The sequence below is a fragment of the Rhizobium sp. LjRoot258 genome, from assembly GCF_964254185.1.
Classification (GTDB): domain Bacteria; phylum Pseudomonadota; class Alphaproteobacteria; order Rhizobiales; family Rhizobiaceae; genus Rhizobium.
Window position 1 is genome coordinate 283,497 of the sequence record NZ_CAXUST020000003.1, and the last position, 20,210, is coordinate 303,706.

At 58.3% G+C, this 20,210-nt stretch carries 17 protein-coding genes and 6 pseudogenes; 12 read left to right on the forward strand and 11 right to left on the reverse strand.

The annotated features are described in order from the left end of the window. Positions 1-21: 21 nt before the first annotated feature. A complete protein-coding gene (locus ACSQ9D_RS29805) occupies positions 22-957 on the reverse strand; it encodes an adenylate/guanylate cyclase domain-containing protein (RefSeq protein ID WP_436285430.1) in 936 nt (311 codons plus the stop codon). Positions 958-1,488: 531 nt separating this feature from the next. Between ACSQ9D_RS29805 and ACSQ9D_RS29810 the strand changes: the two are divergent. The 3 genes and pseudogenes from ACSQ9D_RS29810 to ACSQ9D_RS29820 form a co-directional block, all read left to right on the forward strand. Next, a pseudogene (locus ACSQ9D_RS29810) lies at positions 1,489-1,683 on the forward strand (low affinity iron permease family protein); the annotation flags it as partial. Positions 1,684-1,901: 218 nt separating this feature from the next. Then, the gene (locus tag ACSQ9D_RS29815; RefSeq protein ID WP_436285431.1) at positions 1,902-2,306 is read left to right on the forward strand and encodes a response regulator; all 405 of its coding nucleotides are present in this window, start codon (positions 1,902-1,904) and stop codon (positions 2,304-2,306) included. Between the two features lie 1,574 nt (positions 2,307-3,880). Then, positions 3,881-4,222 (forward strand): hypothetical protein, encoded by a 342-nt coding sequence (locus ACSQ9D_RS29820; RefSeq protein ID WP_436285978.1) that lies wholly within the window; start codon positions 3,881-3,883, stop codon positions 4,220-4,222. On the opposite strand, the pseudogene ACSQ9D_RS29825 reads toward ACSQ9D_RS29820, so the two are convergent. After that, positions 4,158-4,313: pseudogene (locus ACSQ9D_RS29825) on the reverse strand (IS110 family transposase); the annotation flags it as partial. The gene ACSQ9D_RS29820 and the pseudogene ACSQ9D_RS29825 sit on opposite strands and share 65 nt — an antisense overlap. A 223-nt stretch (positions 4,314-4,536) precedes the next feature. Here ACSQ9D_RS29825 and ACSQ9D_RS29830 point away from each other — a divergent pair. From ACSQ9D_RS29830 to ACSQ9D_RS29855, 6 genes and pseudogenes are all read left to right on the forward strand, one after another. Continuing rightward, positions 4,537-4,692 (forward strand): annotated as a pseudogene (locus ACSQ9D_RS29830) (non-homologous end-joining DNA ligase); the annotation flags it as partial. A 717-nt stretch (positions 4,693-5,409) separates the two neighbouring features. After that, the gene (locus ACSQ9D_RS29835) at positions 5,410-5,673 is read left to right on the forward strand and encodes a hypothetical protein (RefSeq protein ID WP_436285432.1); all 264 of its coding nucleotides are present in this window, start codon (positions 5,410-5,412) and stop codon (positions 5,671-5,673) included. 370 nt (positions 5,674-6,043) lie between these two features. After that, positions 6,044-6,301, forward strand: coding sequence for a GlsB/YeaQ/YmgE family stress response membrane protein (locus tag ACSQ9D_RS29840; RefSeq protein ID WP_436285433.1), 258 nt, complete (start codon positions 6,044-6,046; stop codon positions 6,299-6,301). A gap of 163 nt (positions 6,302-6,464) precedes the next feature. Then, complete coding sequence (locus ACSQ9D_RS29845) at positions 6,465-6,860, forward strand: hypothetical protein (protein WP_436285434.1); 396 nt, start codon at positions 6,465-6,467, stop codon at positions 6,858-6,860. Further along, positions 6,752-7,024, forward strand: a pseudogene (locus tag ACSQ9D_RS29850) (ABC transporter substrate-binding protein); the annotation flags it as partial. The gene ACSQ9D_RS29845 and the pseudogene ACSQ9D_RS29850, both read left to right, overlap by 109 nt. Positions 7,025-7,507: 483 nt before the next feature. Continuing rightward, positions 7,508-7,900 (forward strand): COG4315 family predicted lipoprotein, encoded by a 393-nt coding sequence (locus ACSQ9D_RS29855; RefSeq protein ID WP_436285435.1) that lies wholly within the window; start codon positions 7,508-7,510, stop codon positions 7,898-7,900. 806 nt (positions 7,901-8,706) lie between these two features. On the opposite strand, the gene ACSQ9D_RS29860 is transcribed toward ACSQ9D_RS29855, so the two are convergent. Continuing rightward, the gene (locus tag ACSQ9D_RS29860) at positions 8,707-9,075 is read right to left on the reverse strand and encodes a hypothetical protein (RefSeq protein WP_436285436.1); all 369 of its coding nucleotides are present in this window, start codon (positions 9,073-9,075) and stop codon (positions 8,707-8,709) included. A gap of 84 nt (positions 9,076-9,159) precedes the next feature. On the opposite strand from ACSQ9D_RS29860, the pseudogene ACSQ9D_RS29865 reads away from it, so the two are divergent. From ACSQ9D_RS29865 to ACSQ9D_RS29875, 3 genes and pseudogenes are all read left to right on the forward strand, one after another. Beyond that, a pseudogene (locus tag ACSQ9D_RS29865) lies at positions 9,160-9,498 on the forward strand (type III polyketide synthase); the annotation flags it as partial. Positions 9,499-9,550: 52 nt separating this feature from the next. Next, positions 9,551-9,985: a hypothetical protein gene (locus tag ACSQ9D_RS29870; RefSeq protein ID WP_436285437.1), complete on the forward strand. Its 435-nt coding sequence runs from the start codon at positions 9,551-9,553 to the stop codon at positions 9,983-9,985. Between the two features lie 420 nt (positions 9,986-10,405). Further along, entirely contained in the window at positions 10,406-13,294 is a 2,889-nt protein-coding gene (locus ACSQ9D_RS29875; protein ID WP_436285438.1) for an ATP-binding protein, read from the forward strand. Between the two features lie 97 nt (positions 13,295-13,391). On the opposite strand, the gene ACSQ9D_RS29880 is transcribed toward ACSQ9D_RS29875, so the two are convergent. From ACSQ9D_RS29880 to ACSQ9D_RS29915, 8 genes and pseudogenes are all read right to left on the reverse strand, one after another. Continuing rightward, a complete protein-coding gene (locus ACSQ9D_RS29880) occupies positions 13,392-13,967 on the reverse strand; it encodes a cupin domain-containing protein (RefSeq protein ID WP_436285439.1) in 576 nt (191 codons plus the stop codon). Positions 13,968-14,202: 235 nt separating this feature from the next. Continuing rightward, positions 14,203-15,075 carry an alpha/beta fold hydrolase gene (locus ACSQ9D_RS29885; protein ID WP_436285440.1) on the reverse strand — a complete coding sequence of 291 codons (873 nt, stop codon included), beginning with the start codon at positions 15,073-15,075 and terminating at the stop codon, positions 14,203-14,205. Between the two features lie 126 nt (positions 15,076-15,201). After that, positions 15,202-15,510: a putative quinol monooxygenase gene (locus ACSQ9D_RS29890; RefSeq protein ID WP_436285441.1), complete on the reverse strand. Its 309-nt coding sequence runs from the start codon at positions 15,508-15,510 to the stop codon at positions 15,202-15,204. A gap of 145 nt (positions 15,511-15,655) precedes the next feature. Then, positions 15,656-16,630 (reverse strand): alpha/beta fold hydrolase, encoded by a 975-nt coding sequence (locus tag ACSQ9D_RS29895; protein WP_436285442.1) that lies wholly within the window; start codon positions 16,628-16,630, stop codon positions 15,656-15,658. 135 nt (positions 16,631-16,765) lie between these two features. After that, positions 16,766-17,521 carry an alpha/beta hydrolase gene (locus ACSQ9D_RS29900; protein ID WP_436285443.1) on the reverse strand — a complete coding sequence of 252 codons (756 nt, stop codon included), beginning with the start codon at positions 17,519-17,521 and terminating at the stop codon, positions 16,766-16,768. Positions 17,522-17,691: 170 nt separating this feature from the next. Then, positions 17,692-18,489 (reverse strand): DJ-1/PfpI family protein, encoded by a 798-nt coding sequence (locus ACSQ9D_RS29905; protein WP_436285444.1) that lies wholly within the window; start codon positions 18,487-18,489, stop codon positions 17,692-17,694. Positions 18,490-18,906: 417 nt separating this feature from the next. Next, positions 18,907-19,167: pseudogene (locus tag ACSQ9D_RS29910) on the reverse strand (helix-turn-helix domain-containing protein); the annotation flags it as partial. Between the two features lie 10 nt (positions 19,168-19,177). Next, positions 19,178-20,149: an alpha/beta fold hydrolase gene (locus ACSQ9D_RS29915; protein ID WP_436285948.1), complete on the reverse strand. Its 972-nt coding sequence runs from the start codon at positions 20,147-20,149 to the stop codon at positions 19,178-19,180. Positions 20,150-20,210: the final 61 nt, after the last annotated feature.

Genomic DNA, 20,210 nt, shown 5'->3' on the forward strand with positions numbered 1-20,210 from the left:
TCGATCTCCGGCATGCGCCGTTCAATCGACCGAAGGTGCGCTCCTGGCTTTCAGAAGGTTGGCTATCATGATGTTCGCGAGGTCGCTGAACTGCCCGTTGGGGTACTTCACCAAATACGCTTCGAACATATCCGCATTACCGGTCTCCCGCACCGTCTCCCAGAAGGCGAGCTCGATTGCAGGATCGTCTCCACTCGTTCCACCGCTCTCGAGCCGTGCGGTGGCCAGTTCGACGAATTGCCCCTCCGGAAAGCGCTCCAGGTAGAGAGTATACTCAGCCGGGTCGTTGCTCTCCTGTACCGACTCCCAGAAGGCGACTTCGACACGATGACCCTCGTCGTCGCTGTCCTGTGATAAGGACTGCTCGACAGAAGACCGCGTTCTGTCTTCGACAATGGGGGCCGCCAAATCGATTGCGGGTTCTCCCTGCTGGTCGAATAGGACGCGGAACACCCGTAGGGGACGCGGGATGTTTTTAATATTTTGCTCTCCCAGGTCTTCGAAGGTTGCATCGACACGATCGCGGAGATGATCTCGTACGCCCCGCGTCACACAGATGCCACCGACATCGGCGAGCCCTTCCAACCGGGCGGCAATGTTGACGCCATCGCCGAAGATATCTCCGTTTTTGACCAACACATCGCCCACGTTTATCCCGATGCGAAAGTTCATTCGATGGTCGAGGGGAAGTTCTTCGTTGGCGCGCCACATCGCCTGCTGGATCGCAACGGCCGCATGGAAGGCATGCACGACGGACGGGAACTCAGCCAGCACGCTGTCGCCGGCCGTGCCAAAAATCTGGCCGTGCGCCTTTTCAATGAGACTGTCTACGATCGTGCGATGCGACGTCAAAGTCGCCAGCGTCAGCTCCTCGTCAACATTCATCAGCCGCGAGTAGCCCTCGACATCGGCCGCGAGAATGGCTGCAAGCTTTCGTTCAAGCGGTGGTGCTTCCATTCGAACAGTCCGATCTGGTGACAGCGGAGGTTTTGTCATAAGTGCCCATTTTACGCGCAGATGCGGCCCGGCGAAAGCAACGTCACCCAAGCTGGCTGACGCGATTTTGCTGTTGCTCGCTTCCGCCGGCTTGAGGACATCTTCCGCCCGGGAATTACGGTAGGGGCCAAAGCGTCCCTCCGCCTGGGACCAAGAGAAGGCGGCAACGCCAAGGATGACCGCGATCATAGCAGTCCATGCTCCTGCCGAGGTCCTGCGCTCGTGAGTGCTCCCTCATGACGTCGATCCGATTGTGCCCGCAGTTGCTAAAGCTGGACCCATTGCCTTTCCTCCTTCGCGATGCCTCGAACCCGGATCAGGTGACGCCGCTCAGAAGGTTGGATCGGTCGCCATACGGACCATCCTCTTTGCGTTGGGAAGTAATACGGTGCAGACGGAAAAGTTCCGCGTAGCCGACCTCAAGCAAGTCGTTGATTTGAATCGAGGTGATGTTCCTGTGCGCAAGAAAGATTGACGCCCGTCTCCGGGACGTCGAACCGGGACGGCAAGGCCCTGCAGGCCAAGCTCGACGAACTGATCCTGACCTCGCAGGCGCAGAACAAGTTCGTCGGCATCGAGAAGCTTGACGAGCAGCAGCTCCGAGAGATGAGCAAGACGCTGGCCGAGAAGGCCAAATGCGTCGAAGAAGTGGCTGACGAGAAGGCTGGGAGTCAGGCGTCCGTCTGACTGTCGCGCACCATCTGCTCGAATCCTCCGCCTCTTGTTGCTCCGCACCGATCCAGTAGTTGCCGGCGTGGGGGCGGTAGGCCTCCAGTAGCGCGGTGAACCTGCCAGGCGTCTCGAGCGCAGCGAGAGCGTCGAAGTTCTTTTCGATTACGTCGCCGGATGAAGTCGACTGCCTTCCCGCTGCGTGGAACAACGGCGCAGCGCCAAGGTTACCCGGCATGAGCAACAAGCAATTCGACGAAATCTCCGAACCAATCGCCCTTGTCGTGGACGACGAACCCCTGATCCGCATGGACACCGCGGACATCATCTCCGAGGCGGGATACTATGTCGTCGAGGCGTCGTCGGCCGACGATGCGCTTGAATTCCTGATCAACTACAGTTCGCTCCAGCTTCTCTTCACGGATGTGCACACGGGAGGGGATCTGGATGGATTCGAACTGGCCAGGAAGGTGGCCGAACGCTGGCCGGGCATCGCGGTCGTCGTCGCCTCCGGGGCGCGGCTGCCGAAGGAGGGCGACCTGCCGGACAATGCAAGTTTCATTCAGAAGCCATTCTCCGCAGCGACCGTGCTTGGGGTCCTGCTGGAGCATTATCCGAACGGCCCCTGCCGCAAACGCTGATAAGGCCGCCATTCGATGCATCTCAGCGACGCTAGGGATTTTGAGCCCTGATCGATGCGGGAACAAATTTCAGGGTCGAGCGTTGATCTTGGCTTTGAGAATTGAAACCCCTCAAGGCCCAAACTCTCGGCTGGCCCTCGCAACCGCGACAGCGGGGGCTTTTTTTACAGACGGCTCGAAAGGTGGTGTGATGAACGTACCAACCGATCGAGAAACGTGTGCAAACAAGAGGTACCAAGAAACTCAAACCGCCTTAATGGCCCTCCTTCCAAGGGGACAGGCAATCCTCAATTTATACGACATCGGACAGCCATTGGTTGCCCAGGGGTTCACGGAAACCGAGATCCTAGATGTACTGATCAATCTGACGCACCAGAAGGTCATCGAACTCCTTCCCGGCAATCAGTTGAGAGTTCTTAGATCGGCGCTTTGTACTGCTGCACTCTCAGATGACGGCTGAGTGCGTCGGCCACAATCTCCGGCGACTTCTCGCCTGCGGTTACAAGTTGGATTGCTGTAGACATCGCTTCGTGTGACCGCGCTGGCTATCCAACTCAACGCCATGCTGATCACACCATTTGCGAACTACGCTGGTGACGCATTCGATGCCATCGTCGTCTAAGCGTGAGAAGAGACATTTTTCTGCTCCTCCGTTTCGGCAAGAGCAGATATCGTCTCTCAAGCGACCTCCGCCGTAAAAATCCGGGGCCGATGCGTGTGGCGGCGAAATCACGCAATATTAGGGTTTTCTAAATCGCCATCGGATAATGTGTCGATATGCGCGGCCTGCTATTCTTCGTCGGTCTACTGACTGGGCTCTGGGCGATTGATCAGATCGCTTACGAGGGGCAATACAGCCATGTGGCTTTGCGAGAAACGACAGACCAGGCCAACAACTTTCGGCATCGGGTTGGCTATTGGGTAGAGGGCATTCTCCCCTCTGACTTTCGTGGTTGAAGATGTGCATCTTGCAGACTCGCCATTCACACTGCCAGATCATTCAACAGAGGCGATATGGAAGTGCTGGACAAAAAGCCTCGCAGGATGAGCCGCAGCAACCGGACCATGTCTTTCTGGCTCAAAGCGGCCGAGGCTAACGTTTGCTGTCGGGCCCTGAGGGGACAAAGTGGGTATCGAGACCGTTGCGAGACGCCGCTTACAAATTTCGATTAGTGAGATGCGACGGATGCCCACACGTTCGCCGCTATCGTTTGCGAATTCCAATTGGCGTATAATGCGATCTGTCCTTGCACGGCCATGCTATGGTGGTGACTGCAGCCGTGCCGGGTATGTGTACGGATAGAGCTGGGGGGTGTCCGTGGGAGAGTAGGCGCGCCGTCTGCAGACGGACCTTCCCTTCTCCTCTTCAATGTCATGTGCGCCCCTAAAGTGGCCCATTCGGTACGGGCAGAGTGGACCTATGAAGGGAACCACAATTGCATCTATGATGGGCCACTTTCAAGCGACAATCCCATCGGCGAGAGGAGGCAAGGCGCACTGCTCGCCATTCGAAAGCGCGCACGATTCCGCACCTGGCGTCATCAATCCCGTTGCGCGCTATGCCCGATGACCTCTTGACCCCACCGCCTCAGTCGATCCGCTGGATTACCATGTCCGCCTGCACCCTCATGGAGCATTTCAGCCTATCGCCGAGCGGTCTCCTCGAGATGGCCCGCCGCAAGAAATGGCGACACGCCACATGGATGCACAAGGTCTATCAGCTCCCAGCCGCCGACCTCGACGACAAGGGCGACGGCCGGCGACGGGCGACGGCGACACACGCAACCGCCCTTGTCCGCGCCGCACGGAGCCGCACCGCCAGGCAATCACGCAAGGCCCGCTGCATCCCGCCTCGCGGTAGCGTTCGAGAAACCCACCGAGCGACTGGCGATCGTTCTTCACCCGGCCGGATCTGAGCGTCTTGCCGCTGCTGTCCTGCACCACCAGGTGGCTATAGGATTTGTGGTAGTCCACGCCGATATGGTAATCATAAGAGGCAGCCTGCATCTCAGTGATCCGTTCTCTCAGCGGGCGCGGCATCTTTCATGTCACCTCCTTTGACCCGCTGATTTCCCTCGTTCGTCCAGATACAGGTATTCGTCGCTAAGGCTCGTTTGAACGCGCGTCATATATTCCAATGTGATCACTCGTTTGTCCAGATTCAGCTCTTCTTCACTCGTTCCCGTTCACCAGATTTTTCCATTAACCACTCGTTCCGCCAGAAAAAAACCCGCCCGCAACACCCGACGAATCCGCCATGGTGCAGCCGACGCTAGTAGCCGAGATCGAATATCGCGCCTGGACGCACGACGGCAAGTTGCGTCACGCTTCGTATAAGGGGCTGCGCGAGGTGCAGGATAATGCGGCGGTTTATGAGGTCGAGTGAACCTCATGCCAGCTCGAATGCGACCTTTGCATCAAGGGCCGCGGCAAGGAATGCGGACTGAGCTTCCTCCTGGCTCGCCGCGCCCGCCGCAGCCGCAGCAGGTGATCTTCGCGCGCGACGTGTGAGGACGAGGAACGCAGCATCGAACTCGCTTTCTGGGAGTCCGTACAGGAGAGCGATGACCCTACCGAATACCTCCTATACCTTCAGCGTTTCCCTTCAGGGGAGTTCTGATCCCATCACCACTTCCTGCATAGCCGACAGCGATTCCCGGAGATGATGTTGGAACGTTCAAGGCCGCCTGAAGTTATAACTTCTACCATCCACGCCGCGGCCATTTTGCTAAAGCCATTGTTATCATGGAAGCGAATTTAGGCCGATCCTAAAGGTGGCATCGACAAGACGACGCCAATCTGAACACGCCCATATGACGAACCTTGGAGGAATACGATGCCTTACCGTGCCACAATGCTCCGCACGTGTGCGGCGGTCTTGGCTTTGGCCGCGACGCCGATCGGGGCGCAGCCACTTACCGGGGCCGTTGGCCGCGAAACAGCCTTTCTCCATTCCTTTGACGGGCGGTTTACAGGGAAAGGTAGCTTAAAGCGTGTCAATGGCTCAGGCCACTCGCTGACATGTAAGTTCAATGGTACCAGCAAGGCAGGGAGCGTTGTCCTTGACGGGCGCTGCTCGACCGCAGTTATATTTAGCACATCGATGCGTATCGATATCCAGTATAATCCGGGCAGTGGGCGCTATACCGGTTCGTTTCGTGAGAGCCTGGGGACCATTGCAGACCTTGCGGGCTCTCGCATGGGGGAAACGCTTTTGCTCGCATTTACCGAAACGGCGGAAAGTGTTCGTCCCAACCCCCCCGCGCGGCTGACCATCACCCGAAGAAATCGCGACATTGTTTTGACATTGCGGGGAACAAAGCCTGGTCTGGGCCAAAACCTCGACCTTGTGCTGCGGCAGGCCTGAAGCTCGGAAGCGAGTTGACGCCCGTAGGCAACCCGCGAAAGCAAAGGATTCGCCTAGCCGTCGCGTGTCTGTACCATCAACGCCGGTCCTGGCGAGCCAATGCACGGAAATCGCGTACGTCGCAAGGTGCCGACCCGATCAAGTCTTCCCGCAGAGCAAGTAGGAGAGAAGTCGCGCCTGCATATCAGCAATCTCCCTCTCGATTTCTTCGAACTCACTCCCACGTTACAGGCAAGACGGGTTCCGAGGCAGACGTGAGCCTAGGCAAGGCTGTGCTTGTGGAACCAATCAGCGGAATAGGGGTTACCGGTTTGGTCGTTCGGCGCCGTCCGCTGAGCGGCCACCACAACCACATTCAGGGGACACCCATATGGAAAACGCAGAAATTGGCTGGATCGCTGCCATCATCATCGGCGGTGTCGCCGGCTGGCTCGCCGAAATGTTCATGAAGAGCAACATGGGAGTGTTGATGAACATCCTTCTCGGGATCGTCGGCGCGATCGTCGCGAACCTCATCCTTTCTCTCTTCGGCGTCGTGCTCGGCGGATGGCTCGGATATCTGATTGCAGGCTTCGTCGGTGCCTGCATTCTTATCGCTCTCGCTAGAATGGTCAGACGTACAGCCTAGAACCCAGCGCTACATGATGGAGGCTCCTTGGCTTGCTGATGGTGGTCACCATACGTGGTGACTAGGCGGAGTTCAACGGGTGGCAGAACCCCATGGGCCAAAGCGACCGAAAAAGCACTCAACCTGATCAGCGTGGTGACCTGGCGCGCCGACGTGCCCGGAGATGGTGCATCCTGTAGTCCGACCAGACCGCAATGAGGCCCTTCGACTGGTTCAGCACTTCAATGATCAGCTACGCAAGGAAGGTTGGCAACTCGTCGAGGAAGAGAGGATCGCTGGGCGGCCCCGCTTTGTGGCGCAGCTTATGCGCAATTCAGGCGGCAGATCCGTCTCTCGTGCGAAGTCGGTCGCCGATGCACTAGATGCGGGCTGGATGCAGAAGGAGATCGCAAGATTGGAGAATGCAGTCGATCGTGATCCAGCCCTTGCGATAGGAACCGCGAAGGAACTAAGTCCGATCCGGCAGCAATCAAGGCGGCATTGCCGGAAGTGGTCGCCGAAGGCGGAGTACCGATCCACGCGGGCAAAGCAGAGTTTGAGAAAGCCCTGCAGCTCATGAAGGACGGCAAGTCGGTGAAATACGAAGGTGTCATCGGACCAGTTGACTTTGACCAGTACGGCGACATCACGGGACCTTTCCGCCTCTGGAAAATCGCCAACGGAGAAGTCACAACCGTCGGCGAGATGAGCGCTGAAGAGGTAAGCAAGATAAAAGCGCAGTGACGTCCGTCATGTGATCATCGAGCGCCGATCAGTTTCAAGCGTGCTTTGCGATTGCTTATCTCGACTGATCACAATCTCCGCCCCAGCACCTGCTGGCTGGGGCGTGATGCCTCCCCTTGCTCAATTGCGGGAGACTGTCGTCCGGATGGGAGCGAGCATGGCCGTCAGGCATGCCGAGTGAAACACCTCTCCGTTCTGCGGGGCAGAAAGCGTCAGGAGGGCAGTGCAACGCTCTCTGTGTCAACTGGGTTTCATGCGCAGCGGCCTTGCCGGCAATGGAAACAGCATTCTCTAGAGAGTTATCGGTTGTACATGCCATTCAACACCGAAATCTTCACCGTTTCGTCGGCGAGCTTGCTACAGGAGCGACACATCCAGTTCACCGGCCACCATGCGCTGGTCTCTATACTTTGATATAGTTGCCCGAGCTCCGGTATCGATCCACTCAATCGCGCCAGGCTTTGAGCGGCAGAAAGGTCGAAAATGTTGAAGATCACAAATTCAGTCGTACTGGGGTTTGGATTGGCATTGGGGCTGTCTGCATCTGCGAACGCGGCCCCTACAAAGCCCACGGTTGCGGTCGTCCAAGGAAGTGAAAGACACCTGGAGAACGCCGACGGCCGTTCGCTGTATACCTTTGGCAAGGATGCGCCCGGCAAGTCGGCATGCAACCTACTTTGCGCTGCAGCTTGGCCGCCACTCTTGGCACCTACCGGCTCCAGGGCCTCGGGGCATTGGTCCCTGGTCAAACGCGAGAGCGGCTTGACGCAATGGGCATATAACGGCTCTCCACTTTACACATACCTCTTTGACTTCAAACCCGGCGATGTTCGTGGTGACGGCGCCGAAGGGGTGTGGCACCTGGCGCGGCCGTAGCATTGCATCAAGGGCTACCTGCTTCCAGGTCAACTGACATTTCCTGCCTCAATAATTTCCCAAAGACAGATCTCGATCGACCGCAGTCCTGAACGCGGGGTGGTCGTCAGTCGTGTGACGTCGTTGGTCGCGTGCGCAGGATCGGACGCCGAGCTATACTTCCAATAGGCGACGCAAAGGACTGTGCGTCGCCTTGGCACGGTTGGTAGCGGTCAAAGTTCTCACCAGTTGAGTTGTCTGACCCTCGAAAGGGGCCGCCATGCGACTCCATGGGCCATGGGAAGCAGCCGCACCTCAGCGCTGCTGCGTGAACAAGTAGCGCCTGCCATTACGCCACATACCCTTCAGTCTGTTCGCGCCGCCTCCCGTCAGAAAAAATGCGTCCCAGAGACACTGCAAGGCTTATAAACACTAACAGGGCAATCTTTTCAGTTTCCACGAAATTACACGTCCGTGCACCGGGCGCGGGGCTATCCAAACGATACGGTCGGCCCGGAGGGACGTGCACTCGCCAAAACAAAAAGAGGTGTGACTTAACGTTGCATGCTCGTCAGCGGCATGGCTTGGCATCATGTTGCCGACACGTACATGGGGCTTGTGCACTGGCGAAAGGGCCGCGGCCATCAGACGCATATCTCCTATAGGATCGCCGGACTAGACCTGCGAATGATTCCTTATTGGCTCCGTCGGCCTACGATTGTCTTGACGCTCCTTGAGGGCGTCGACCAACAAAGGAAAATTCGATGGCTAAGATACAATTGATCGCAGCAATCTGTGTCGCTGCGGCGTTCTTGTCGCCAGCACTTTCAACAAGCGACGCAGTCGCGCATGAAGGAGGCGGCCACGGTAGATCCGAGGGTATGTCCATTGGTAACTTCGCCGGCGGCGGAGAAACCCGCGGTGGCCGCTTTGCTGGAAACAGTGTCGATCACCGCCTGGCTGATGGACGCTCTGACCGCTTTAATGATCATCATCCCGGCAGGCGCTTCGGCAATCGCTTTGAGGACGATAACGACTGCTTTTATCCTGAGTGGCAGTTCGATCGCGCTGAGCGCGCGCCCTATGCCGACATCTGTCCTGACTAGCATCGACGTGCACGCTTTCTGAGCCGTGCATCTTTTTGTCTCGTTTGACGCTGCAGAAGCATCATGGTGCGGCAGCGCCAAACGCGCCACGCCGATAAGCCTGGCCCGACGTTCCGATCAATCCGCAGTTCCTCAGACGAGGCCTCGTACCCGACTGGTTGTAAAGGAAAATCCATGCCAAACGCCAGGAAGGCCGCTACAGCGGTTTTTTCTCCGCGCTATCCAGAATTTTCACGGCTATCCAAAGTCTTCGAGAGTGCGGGAATAGACAGAAGGTTCGGCGTCAGGCCGATAGAGTGGTACCTCCAGACTTCCAACTGGCCGGATCGAAACGCGGTCTACATAGAGAGCGCATCCCAGCTTTTTGTTAAAGCGGCAAAGAAAGCGCTTTGCGACGCGGGCCTTTCGGCGGCGGACATCGACGTCATCGTCACCGTGTCGACGACAGGGATAGCCACACCGAGCCTGGAAGCGAGAGTGACAAGGGAAATGGGCTTTCGCGACGACGTTGAGCGTGTTCCGGTTTTCGGATTGGGCTGCGCCGGCGGTGTTTCAGGACTAGCTCTTGCTGCTTGCCGCATCGACACCAGGTTGCGTGGTGTTGATGGTTGCCGTCGACACCTGTACCCTTGCGTTTCGCACGGACAAACTGACCAAAGCGAACGTCGTTGCGACGGCGCTGTTCGGGGATGGAGCTGCAGCATGCGTAGTGCGCGCCGGCGAAACTGGTATTGGAGACGTAGAAATGTGGAGCCAGCACATGTGGCCCGACACCATCGACATTATGGGTTGGACCGTGGAGCCGGCTGGCCTGGGCGTGGTCTTTGACCGCGCAATTCCGTCGTTCGTTCGGGCCAACATTCTACCGGCAATGCGTACGGTTTTACAAAAATCGGGAATCGATATTGCCGACGTCGACCGACTTGCCTGTCATCCAGGCGGTGCAAAAGTTCTCGAGTCGCTTGAGCAGGCATTATCGCTTTCGCCGTTGCCTTCATAGACTTTGTAACTGAGACCTATCATGAGAGGACGGGCGAACTACCACTCTCTGCCGCCGCGGTGCCGCCGCGCACTGCGCACAAATCCAATCAATCGAGGTGCCGCAATGCAAGACCATGACCGGGCATCGCCAGTGTGGAGGGTTTGAAGTATGGCGGCCTTGAGCGATTTGATCGTCCAGCCCATATTGCAGTTGAATCGCCTTTAACACGAATTCAGATCTACCAAGAGACGTTCTGGCTTCATGTAGTCAAGATATTATGAGTGCTTCTTCGCCGTGCCATCTTATTGGTAGCGTACTCTGTGGCTCTGCTTAGTCGATCGACCGGGTTTATCTTATCGATCTCATGCGGGGCCTCATGAGCCATACAACTCAAGATATAACTTCGTACCAAGAGAGAACTTTCGAAGGAAAGGGATTATGACAAGCGACCTCGCCGAGCGGTTTTCGCGGTCTTACTCCTTCGGGCCGTTCATGCTAATTCCCGAACGCCAGCTGCTCTTGCAAGGAGAGGCGCCCGTTCGGATAGGAGGCCGCGCGCTGGACATCCTGACGGCATTAGTCGAGCGGCCTGGCGAACTTGTAAGCAAACGCGAGTTAATGGCTCGCGCTTGGCCAAACATCATCGTTGACGAAGGTAACCTAAAGGTCAACATGGCGGCGTTGCGGCGAACGCTTGGGGACGGACCCGGCGCCGCGAAATATATCGCGACCGTGACTGGGCGCGGATATCAGTTCACTTCTCCCGTCCAGAGACATGGATCATCGGGCCTTGCGGCGCCCTTTCGCTCGCCCGCACCACGCAATCACAATTTGCCGATTGCGACGTCGACGATCTTTGGAAGGACAGATACGATTGATGCTATTCGACGGGATCTCGGAGAATCGCGTCTGGTGTCGGTCGTCGGCGCCGGCGGTATCGGAAAGACGACCGTAGCGCTCGCTGTTGCCGAGCACGAACTTAAGGCGTTTAAGGATGGCGTCTGGCTGGTTGATCTGGCGCTTCTGAAGGACCCCGCCCTAACCCCCAATGCCATAGCGACAGCAATCGGTCTGGCAGTTCATTCTCCAGACGCGCTTGCCAGCCTGTGTGAATCCTTGCGCGACCGTGAGATGTTGCTCGTGCTCGACAGCTGCGAACACATCATTGACGCCGCGGCGTCCTGCACAGACCGCATCCTGGCTGAAGTTGCCGGCGTGAGAATCCTCGCCACCAGCCGAGAACCGCTTCGAGTGAAAGGGGAACGCGTGCGAAGGCTATCGGGACTCGGCGCGCCAGCGCGCTTATCTCGCCCGAGCGCAGCGGAAGCACTGTCATTCCCTGCCATTGAGCTCTTTGTAGACCGAGCAACCGACAGCTTCGAACTGTTTGAGCTGCGTGACATCGATGCGCCGGCCGCTGCCGAGATATGCCGGAGGCTTGACGGTCTGGCACTTGCAATAGAACTTGCCGCGACACGCATCGATGTGTTCGGAGTGGGCGGTCTGTTGAAGCAGCTCGATGATCGATTCCGCCTCCTTGTCGGGCGGCGGGCGGGTCCGGAGCGGCATCGTACCCTGGTTGAAACGCTCGACTGGAGCTACGGTCTGCTTATGGAGAGTGAGAGCACGCTGCTACGCGCCGTATCCGTTTTCGCAGGTCTTTTCGATATCGAAGGCGCTTCGGCAGTGTCGGAAGTCGCTCCCGCCGAGACGGCGGACGCCCTAGCACGGCTTGCGGCGAAGTCTTTGCTTGCAATTGATGTCGACACCGACGGCGTTGCGTATCGTCTCCTTGAGACAACGCGAGCTTATTGTCTCGAACAACTGCGGATTAGTGGCGATGATCAGGTAATTCGCGAACGCCACGCGAAGCATGTGTGTGCCGTGCTCGAGCGGGCCACCGCCGAGTGGGCTGAACGCCCGGCCCGTGAATGGGAAGCCGCCTATGGACGCATCCTCGACGATTTGCGCGGCGCACTCGCTTGGGCAGCTCAGGATACAGCGAATCGGTCAGTGCGTATCCGGCTGACTGTCTCCGGTCTCCTACTCTGGAATCACCTGTCGCTCACCGAAGAATGCCGCGTTCATGTTTCGCAGGCGATTACAGAACTTGGCCCGGCGGGACTCGCCGGGAGCGTGTTTGAGATGCAGCTTCAGGTATGGCTTGGCGGCGCTACTATGTTCACGCAGGGCCTCATGCCTCAGGCGAGAAAGGCCATGCAACGGGCGTTGGACATCGCCGTTCAGATTGGCGACACCGATTGCCGTGTTCGCTGCCTTCGGTTGATCGGAGTGTTTGAACTTTTCAGCGGCGAGAACGATGCTGCGGTCCGCACGCTTGAGACCTTCGCCTCGATTGCAGCCGCGGAGGTCCCTTCCGCCGTGTTGGAGGCGGAAGTAGCTCTCGGGATCGGCAAACTCTTCATCGGCCAGCTCCACGACGTCCGGCAACGCTTCGAATGTCGTCACCAGCTCAATCTGGAAGACATCAGTGATACCCAACTCTTAAGGCGGCACGTGCGATACCTCTCCGATAGGATCGTCGATGTGACGAATCTATTGTCGCACGCACAATGGTTGACGGGTTCACCAGACACCGCTCTGGACACCGCGCGGGCAACGGTTGACTACGCGTCCAAGACCAAGCATCACCTTTCGCTGAGCAATGCGCTCTCATGGGTCTGTCCGGTATTCTATTGGGCAGGACATTATGACGAGTGTGGTCGTTATGTCACCATGCTTGATGACCAAGCGAGGCGGCACGGATTCGACGTCCGGCGTCCAGTCGCGATGTTCTATCGTGCGGCGCTAGCATGTGCGCAAGGCGACGATGCGGCCCAGGGTATCGACGACCTCGAGCGGGCCATTGCGGAATTCCACTCCACGAGACACCTTGCGCGATTGCCCTTCTACCTAAGCGTTCTGGCAGACTTCCAAGCCAGGGGTGGGCTTCTTGGCGACGCGGAGACCACGATCCGAGCCGCGCTTGACCGAGCAGATGCCAAAAATGACCTGTGGTGCCTGCCTGAGGTCTTGCGAGTCCAAGCCTCCATTCTGCTTGCCCAAGGCCAGCCGGACAGGGCTGAGTTGCAACTCAACAAGTCAATGACACTTGCGCAGGCAATAGGCGCGTCGTCCTGGCGATTGCGTACGGCCCTCGACCTCGCGCGGCTCTGGTGCGCTCCGTCGAGGGCCGACGATGCTTATCAGATGCTATTGCCTATTTTCAGCGAATTCACGGAGGGGTTCGAGACGCGCGACCTTGCTGCCGCCGCCGACATGCTCGCGTCGCTCAGCACTCTCCAGAGAAATCGAGGCCACTCTTAAGAGCTCGGCCGTGATCCGACCTCCGAGCAATCGCCCTTCTTTTCCCCTGCTAAAAAACTTCCCCGAGCCCGCGCAAAAGCAGAACATCGGCGTCGGCTTATCGATGCGCAAGCGCCGCAGCGATCGACGGCTCATATTGTCCGTCTATCTGAATGAACACCATGCGGCACAGTTTGCCAGAGCGGTTCGCCCAAGCGTGGTTGGTGCCGCGCTGGATTACGACGCTGTAGGGCTTGAGCAGCACTTCGGAATCGTCGAGCATCAGCGTCATCTCACCCTCGATAACGATGCCATAGTCAATGGCCTCGCTCCGGTGCATCATCGGGTGCGGCGAATCTGACTTTACAGTCAAACCGCCGGGGTCATTGACCTCGTTGAACAGCTCCTTCATCTGCGATGTGCCATCGGCAAGGTATTCGGCGTCTGGCGGCATGTCGACGAAGCGGACGCGGGTGCCGTGCTTCGGCGGCTGGTGCATCAGCGCACCCGTGGTCGGATCGGCACCATTGTCCACTTGCGCCGGTGTGCCACACGTCTCCCAGACCTCATGGAAGATCATCCCGGGAATAGCATTCAGTTCGACGACTGTTGGCAGCGGGCCGTTGATCGCGACGACAGACTTGCCATCGGCATCATGTCCGGTGACGACGCGGTGAATTGCAGGAAAGGACATGGATGTTCTCCTTGAGGATAGGCGATGGTCCTGTCGTGCGACATAGTAGCGAAGAGAGGTCCAGTATTTCTAGAGTCGCGATACGACTCAGGCGATATTTTAGGCGGTTACTTCTTCCTCGCCCAAGTCATTGAACGGATCATGAAAGAGCTCTTTGCAGATCCTCAACGTCTTATCTTTCGATCCAGACTGATCCATTGATCGTCCTTCACTTGCGCGCCTCATGCTCGAACTCCTAGCAGCCCTTACGGCCTAGAAAATCCCTGATCAGCGCTGCGATTTCCGGCCCGTCAGTCTCCAGGGCAAAGTGCCCCGTATCGAAGAGATGAATCTCGGCGTCGGGAACATCGTTGCGGAAGGCATGTGCGCCAGCCGGGGCGAAGAAGGGATCTCCGTTTCCCCACACGGCCAGAACGGGTGGCCTTGTCGCGTGCAGATATTCTTGCCAGCGTGGATACAATGCGATGTTCGATTTGTAGTCGCCGAACAGGTCGAGTTGCACTTCCGGATCGCGGTCGAGAATGGCCTGATCGTGCGCGACCGCATCCGGGCTGACGAGTTCGAGTTTGTCCTCGGGCACGCCGTGCGTGTACTGAAAACGTGTGGCGTCTATAGTGAGGAACGAACGCAGCGCGTCGCGATTCGCTGGGCTGGGATTTTCCCAATAGGCCCGCATGGGCTGTATGGTGGCCTCCCTTAATCCCACTTCGTAGACATTGCCGTTTTGCGTGATGATGGCGGAAATTCGGTTCGGATATGCCGCCGCTAAACGAAAGCCGATGGGCGCGCCATAATCGAAAACCATCAGTCCGAACCGTTCAAGCTTCAGCGTGTCCACCAACGCCAAAACGGCCTTATAAAGATTGCCGAACGTGTAGGCGTATGCACCACGCGCGGGTGCCTTTGTTGACCCAAACCCTGGAAGGTCCGGCGCTATTATCCTGTGTCTGTCCGCGAGTTGGGGAATGAGATCGCGGTACATGTGGCTTGACGTCGGGAAGCCGTGAAGCAGCAGCAGAACAGGCGCTGCTTCAGCACCTGCCTCGCGATAAAACATCTCCACCTCACCGAGATTGACCTTCTTATATCGCACCCCGTGCCAGCTCATCGATTGTTCCCCACAGCATAGCGGCTAGCATTCTCATTCTCAGGTATTGGGATCGAGCGTGAGATTAAGCATGCGTTTGCCGTGTTACGCCTCTGGAAGGCGCGTCCCGATCTCGCAAATATTGTGCTAAACACGCGCATGCCCGACCTCGATCGGACTAAGCACCAACGCGGTGCGGTCTGCTAAGTCCCCGATTTGCGCTAGATAGTTCTTATAGTGGTGGGTCTCACGGTGTGCTGCGACGGCTGCGCCATCCACATAAAGTTCATCGAGAACATACCGGTCGGGGCGAGACTGGTCCTGCCAAATATCCCATCGCAGATTGCCCGGCTCTGCTCGGCAATCCGTCGCCATTCCGACAAGCAGTGCCTGCAACTTCTCTGCCTTGTCTGGCCGAGAGGTAAGGATTGCTGTGATCTTAACGTGCGATGACATGGACTAAGCCTTTCAATCTCCGACATAAGTCAATCAAGGCTGTGGCAGCTGATACCCGAGCCCCAACTGGCCAGCGTCCAAAGCGAGCGGAAGCGTTGCAGTCTCCGCCTGAAATGATCGCTGGGGCGTGGCTAATGACTCTCGATTAACGCCTTACGATTTTTCGATCGAGGAAGTCGTGGATGAGCGGCGCCATCTCATCCAGCTTGTCTTCAAGAGCGAAATAGCCTGTGTCGAGGAGGCGCATTTCAGCGTCTGGAAGATCACGCAGGTAAGGATGTGCGCCGTCCTCCGGGAAGATCTTGTCATTTTTGCCCCAGACGATCAGCGTCGGCGGCTTGCGTTCGCGGAAGAAGGCCTGGAACTGCGGGTAGAGCGGGACGTTCGTGCCGTAATCGTGGAAGAGATCGAGCTGGATATCCTTGTTGCCCGGCCGGTCGAGCAAGGCCTGATCGTGAACCCAGTTGTCGGGGCTGATGCGGGTGAGGTCCTTGACGCCGTCCGTGTACTGGAACTTGGTGGTCTCGAGGACCACCAGATTGGAGAGCGCCTCGCGCTTTTCATTTGAATCGTCGGCCCAGTAGGCCTTGATCGGATCCCAGAATTCGCGCAGGCCTTCTTCATAGGCATTGCCGTTCTGGACGATCAACCCGCTCACCCGTTCCGGGTGCTTGAGAGCCAACCGGTAGCCGACTGGTGCGCCGTAATCCATGACATACATCGCATATTTCTTGGCGCCGAGCTGGGTCATCAGCGTATCGACCATGTCTGCATAGTGGCCGAAGGTGTAGGCGAACTTGGTGTGATCGGGGGCATCACTCTGACCGAAGCCCGGATAGTCGGGTGCGATGACGTGATAGCGATCTGCCAGCAGCGGAATGAGGTTGCGGAACATGTGCGAGGATGTCGGGAAGCCGTGCAGAAGCAGCACGACCGGGCTGTCGGCGGGGCCGGCTTCACGATAGAACATGTCGACCCCATCGATCTTGGCCGAACGATAGAAGACGGTGATTGGCGTCTGGGGACTGGCCGCTGAGTTCTGAGCCGGAGCGGCGAACGCCTGAGGAACCTGCGCCAGGCTGACGGTAGCAAGCACCAGGGAAATGATCAGTCGGTTCATTGTCATCTCCATAACTTGTTGAGGCTGAGCGCGAAGCTGATTCCAATATTTAGGAGGAAATCTCCTCGCAGTGATCCAAGACGGCCGTCTTGCTCCACTCGTCGCGCCACGGCGGCAGTAGTCCGGGCGCCATAGCTACTTTGTCCCGGCCGCAGCGCTAGTGATGAAGTCGACAACATCCTTGGGATGCGACAGCATCACCGCATGGCTGCTCTGGATTTCGATGACCTTCGCGCCAGCCCTCGCCGCCATGGAGCGCTGTTCGCTGGGTGGAACCATGCGATCCAGCGCGGTCACCATGAAATAGCTCGGCTTCTGCTTCCAGGCTGGGTTGGTTATCTTGGTCTGAACGGCCCCGAGTCCCCAAGGCACCTGAGCTGCAGCCATAAACCGCGTCGTCGAGATGTCGACATCGGCGGCAAACGCGGCGGGAAACTTCGCCGGATCGACGAGGATGAAACCGTCTTCCGGCGGGAGCAGCGGAGCCCCTTCTTCGCCTGGCGTCGGCGCTGTCGCCAGATCAAACACCGACTCTCCCGCCGCCAGTGCAAAGGCAGCGATATAGACAAGGCTCCTGACCTTAGCGTCGGCGCCGGCCTCGGTGATTACAGCCCCGCCATACGAATGACCGACAAGCACCACCGGATGCTTGGCACTGGCGATGACCTTCTTGGTCGCCGCGACATCGCCATCCAAGGTGATCGTGGGATTCTGGACAACCAGGACTTCATATCCGTCCGCTGACAGCATGTTGTAGACAGACTGCCAGCCGGAGGCGTCCACAAATGCTCCATGCACAAGCACGATCGAGACTGGCTTCTCCGCGGCGGCGGAGGCGACCGGAGCAAGAGCAATCATCGCAGCGAGTAATCCCCAAATTGACCGTTTCATCAGTCTCTCCATCAATCTCTGAGTTGAGCCTATTCGGCCGCGGCGAGGAGTTTTTCGACTGTCTCGTCGGTGCTCCACACGCCATTGGCTATGAAGCGCTAGTTGATGAGCGCGGCGAGATAGCCATCGCCGTCCAGGAGCTTCGGGGCGGCCACGGCGCCACTGCCGTGTCACGCTACAGCGCGCTTCCGATCCAATGCAGCGATCAGGGCCGCGGCAATCGGATGATCGGAACGGGGATTCTGCCCGGTGATCAATTCGCGATCCTCGATCACATAAGGGTCGAAGTCGACGGGTGTGGTGCTCACGATGCCGCCCGCAAGGTTTAGCGCGAACGGCATGTCGAAATAGATCTTGGCGTGCAAGATGGTGTCCTCGATGACCTTCTCCTCGGTCGCCGAGAAGACCGTCATCTTGTAGCCGGCATATTGCCAGCCCTTGGCCCACTCCTTCGCCTTTTCGGGATCGCCGGCGATCAGCGCCGCGCGGAACTCGCGCGCATAGGGCATTGCCGCGACGGCAGAGATCGGGCCATGGCACAGCATCGCGGTGGGCTTGGAATGTTCGTGGAAGTGGCGCAGGATCTCGCCGATCTCCTGGTCCTGCATCAGGTCGACGATCGGCGCCTGGCCGCCGGGAATATGCAGGCCGACATAGCTGTCCAGTCCTTCATCGAGTACCGAGCGCAGGGTGCGCGCCTTCATCGACGGGTCGTTTGCGTAGTAGTCCTTGGCGCGGGCATAGGCCGCCTCGTCTCCGCCGAAATGTGCGGCCGCGTCCGACGCCGGGTCGATCGTTGGTGGATTGCCGTTTGGCGTCGCGAGGACAACCTCGTAGCCGGCTTCGATCAGGGCCATGGCCGGCACGACCGTCTCATTGAGATACTGGCCTGTGACACCCCAATTGCCGCCTTTTGTCTCGATCCGGGTCGCGTTCGACCCAAGAACCACGACTTTTCCCTTACTCATGACTTCCTCCGTGCCTTGCCATACGAGTGCAGCGATGGAGTAAGTCTTATACTTTTCTGCTCTGGACGGGGGTTAGGTATGGTTAAATCCGGTAAGGTGCTTTTACGGTTGGGTGGAGCGCTGCCTGTTCGCTTCAAACTTCCCTGTCGACAAGCTTTTTCGAGTTACGACGCGATACCGAAAGCGAGCCGCCTTGTTCCATGATAATGCCGCGCGGTTTTACCGGCTCTGACGGTACCGTGATCTCATCCGAGCGCAGCATGCGGCGTCAACCTCATTGACGGTGTTCGATAAGCCCTTCCTTTGCCGTAGCGACTCACTAAGCTAATGAAAAAGCTTGATGCGTCAGGGGATACGGATTCGAACCCGTTCAAGAGCTTCCGGTTCGACGAATCTTCCAAGGGGGCATCGTCTGGATCAGGCGTTACGCCGCCAATTGCCAGGCGTGGTGCCGACTATACCTGCAAAGACGCGCGTGAAATGGCTTTGGTCCGCGAAGCCGCAGGCGATGGCAACTTCGGCGAGCGGAGTATCCGAGCTCCGCAGGAGGTTGCGGGCGCGGTCTATTCGCTCACGAAGGACCCATTGATAGGGCGTCATGCCAGTCGTCTCCCGAAAGGCGCGAATGAAATATCCGCGTGACAGGTTGCAGACCTGCGCAACCGCGGAAATCGAAACGAGGCAAGCGTCAGCCGCGAAGGAACGCCAGCAGGTCGGCGTTCAAGCGGTCCTTGTCAACGTGCAGCAATCCATGGGAGCCGCCGCCGTAGACGATGAGCTTGGCATGCGGAACGAGCCCGGCGGTCAACTTCGCAGAGATCTCCAGCGGCACGATCTGATCGTCGCTGCCATGGACCACCAGTGCGGGAACGGTGATCTTCTTCAGGTCATCGCGGAAATCGGTTTCCGAGAACGCACCAAGCGCATGGTAGGCGGCAAGAAACCCGGTTGCCTGCCCCTGCCGCCAGTAGCTCTCCCGCAGGCCTTCCGAGACGTGCGCGCCCGGCCGATTGAAGCTGTAGTATGGCATGGTGACGTCGAGATTCCACTGCGACCGGTTTGCCTGCACGGCTGCGCGGAACGTATCGAACAGCTCCTTCGGTGCACCGTTTGGATTGGTCGCGGTCTTAAGCAGAAAGGGTGTCACCGAGGAGACGAAGGCGATCTTGGCGACGCGACTCTGACCATGGCGCGCGACGTAGCGTGCGACCTCGCCACCGCCCATTGAGTGACCGATGAGGGCCACCTCGCGCAGATCCAGAGCCTCGACCAGTTGCGCCAAGTCGTCGGCAAAGGTGTCGTAGTCGTAGCCGCCGGATGGCTGGCTCGAGCGGCCAAAACCCCGACGGTCATGGGCGATGACGCGATAGCCGTTCTGCAGCAGAAAGAACATCTCGTCCTCCCACGCGTCGGACGAGAGCGGATAGCCATGGCTGAACACCACGGCCGGCCCGGTGCCCCAGTCCTTGAAATAGAGGCTGGTGCCGTCTTTCGTGACGAGGCGGTCGCCCGTGGGCTTGCCGGCACGGGTTGACGGCGGTGTTTTTGCAGCCGCCGGGCTCGCGCCGGCGACGGTAGCCGCCAGTCCGACGCCGGCCATGGCGGCCCCTTTCAGCAGGTTGCGCCGGGAAGCGCTATCGGGTGTCGTAATCGTAGAAATGAGGAAACTCCGTGAGAAATGAGCCATGTGGGTGGCGTGGTTGGCAATGTGGGTGAGCGCG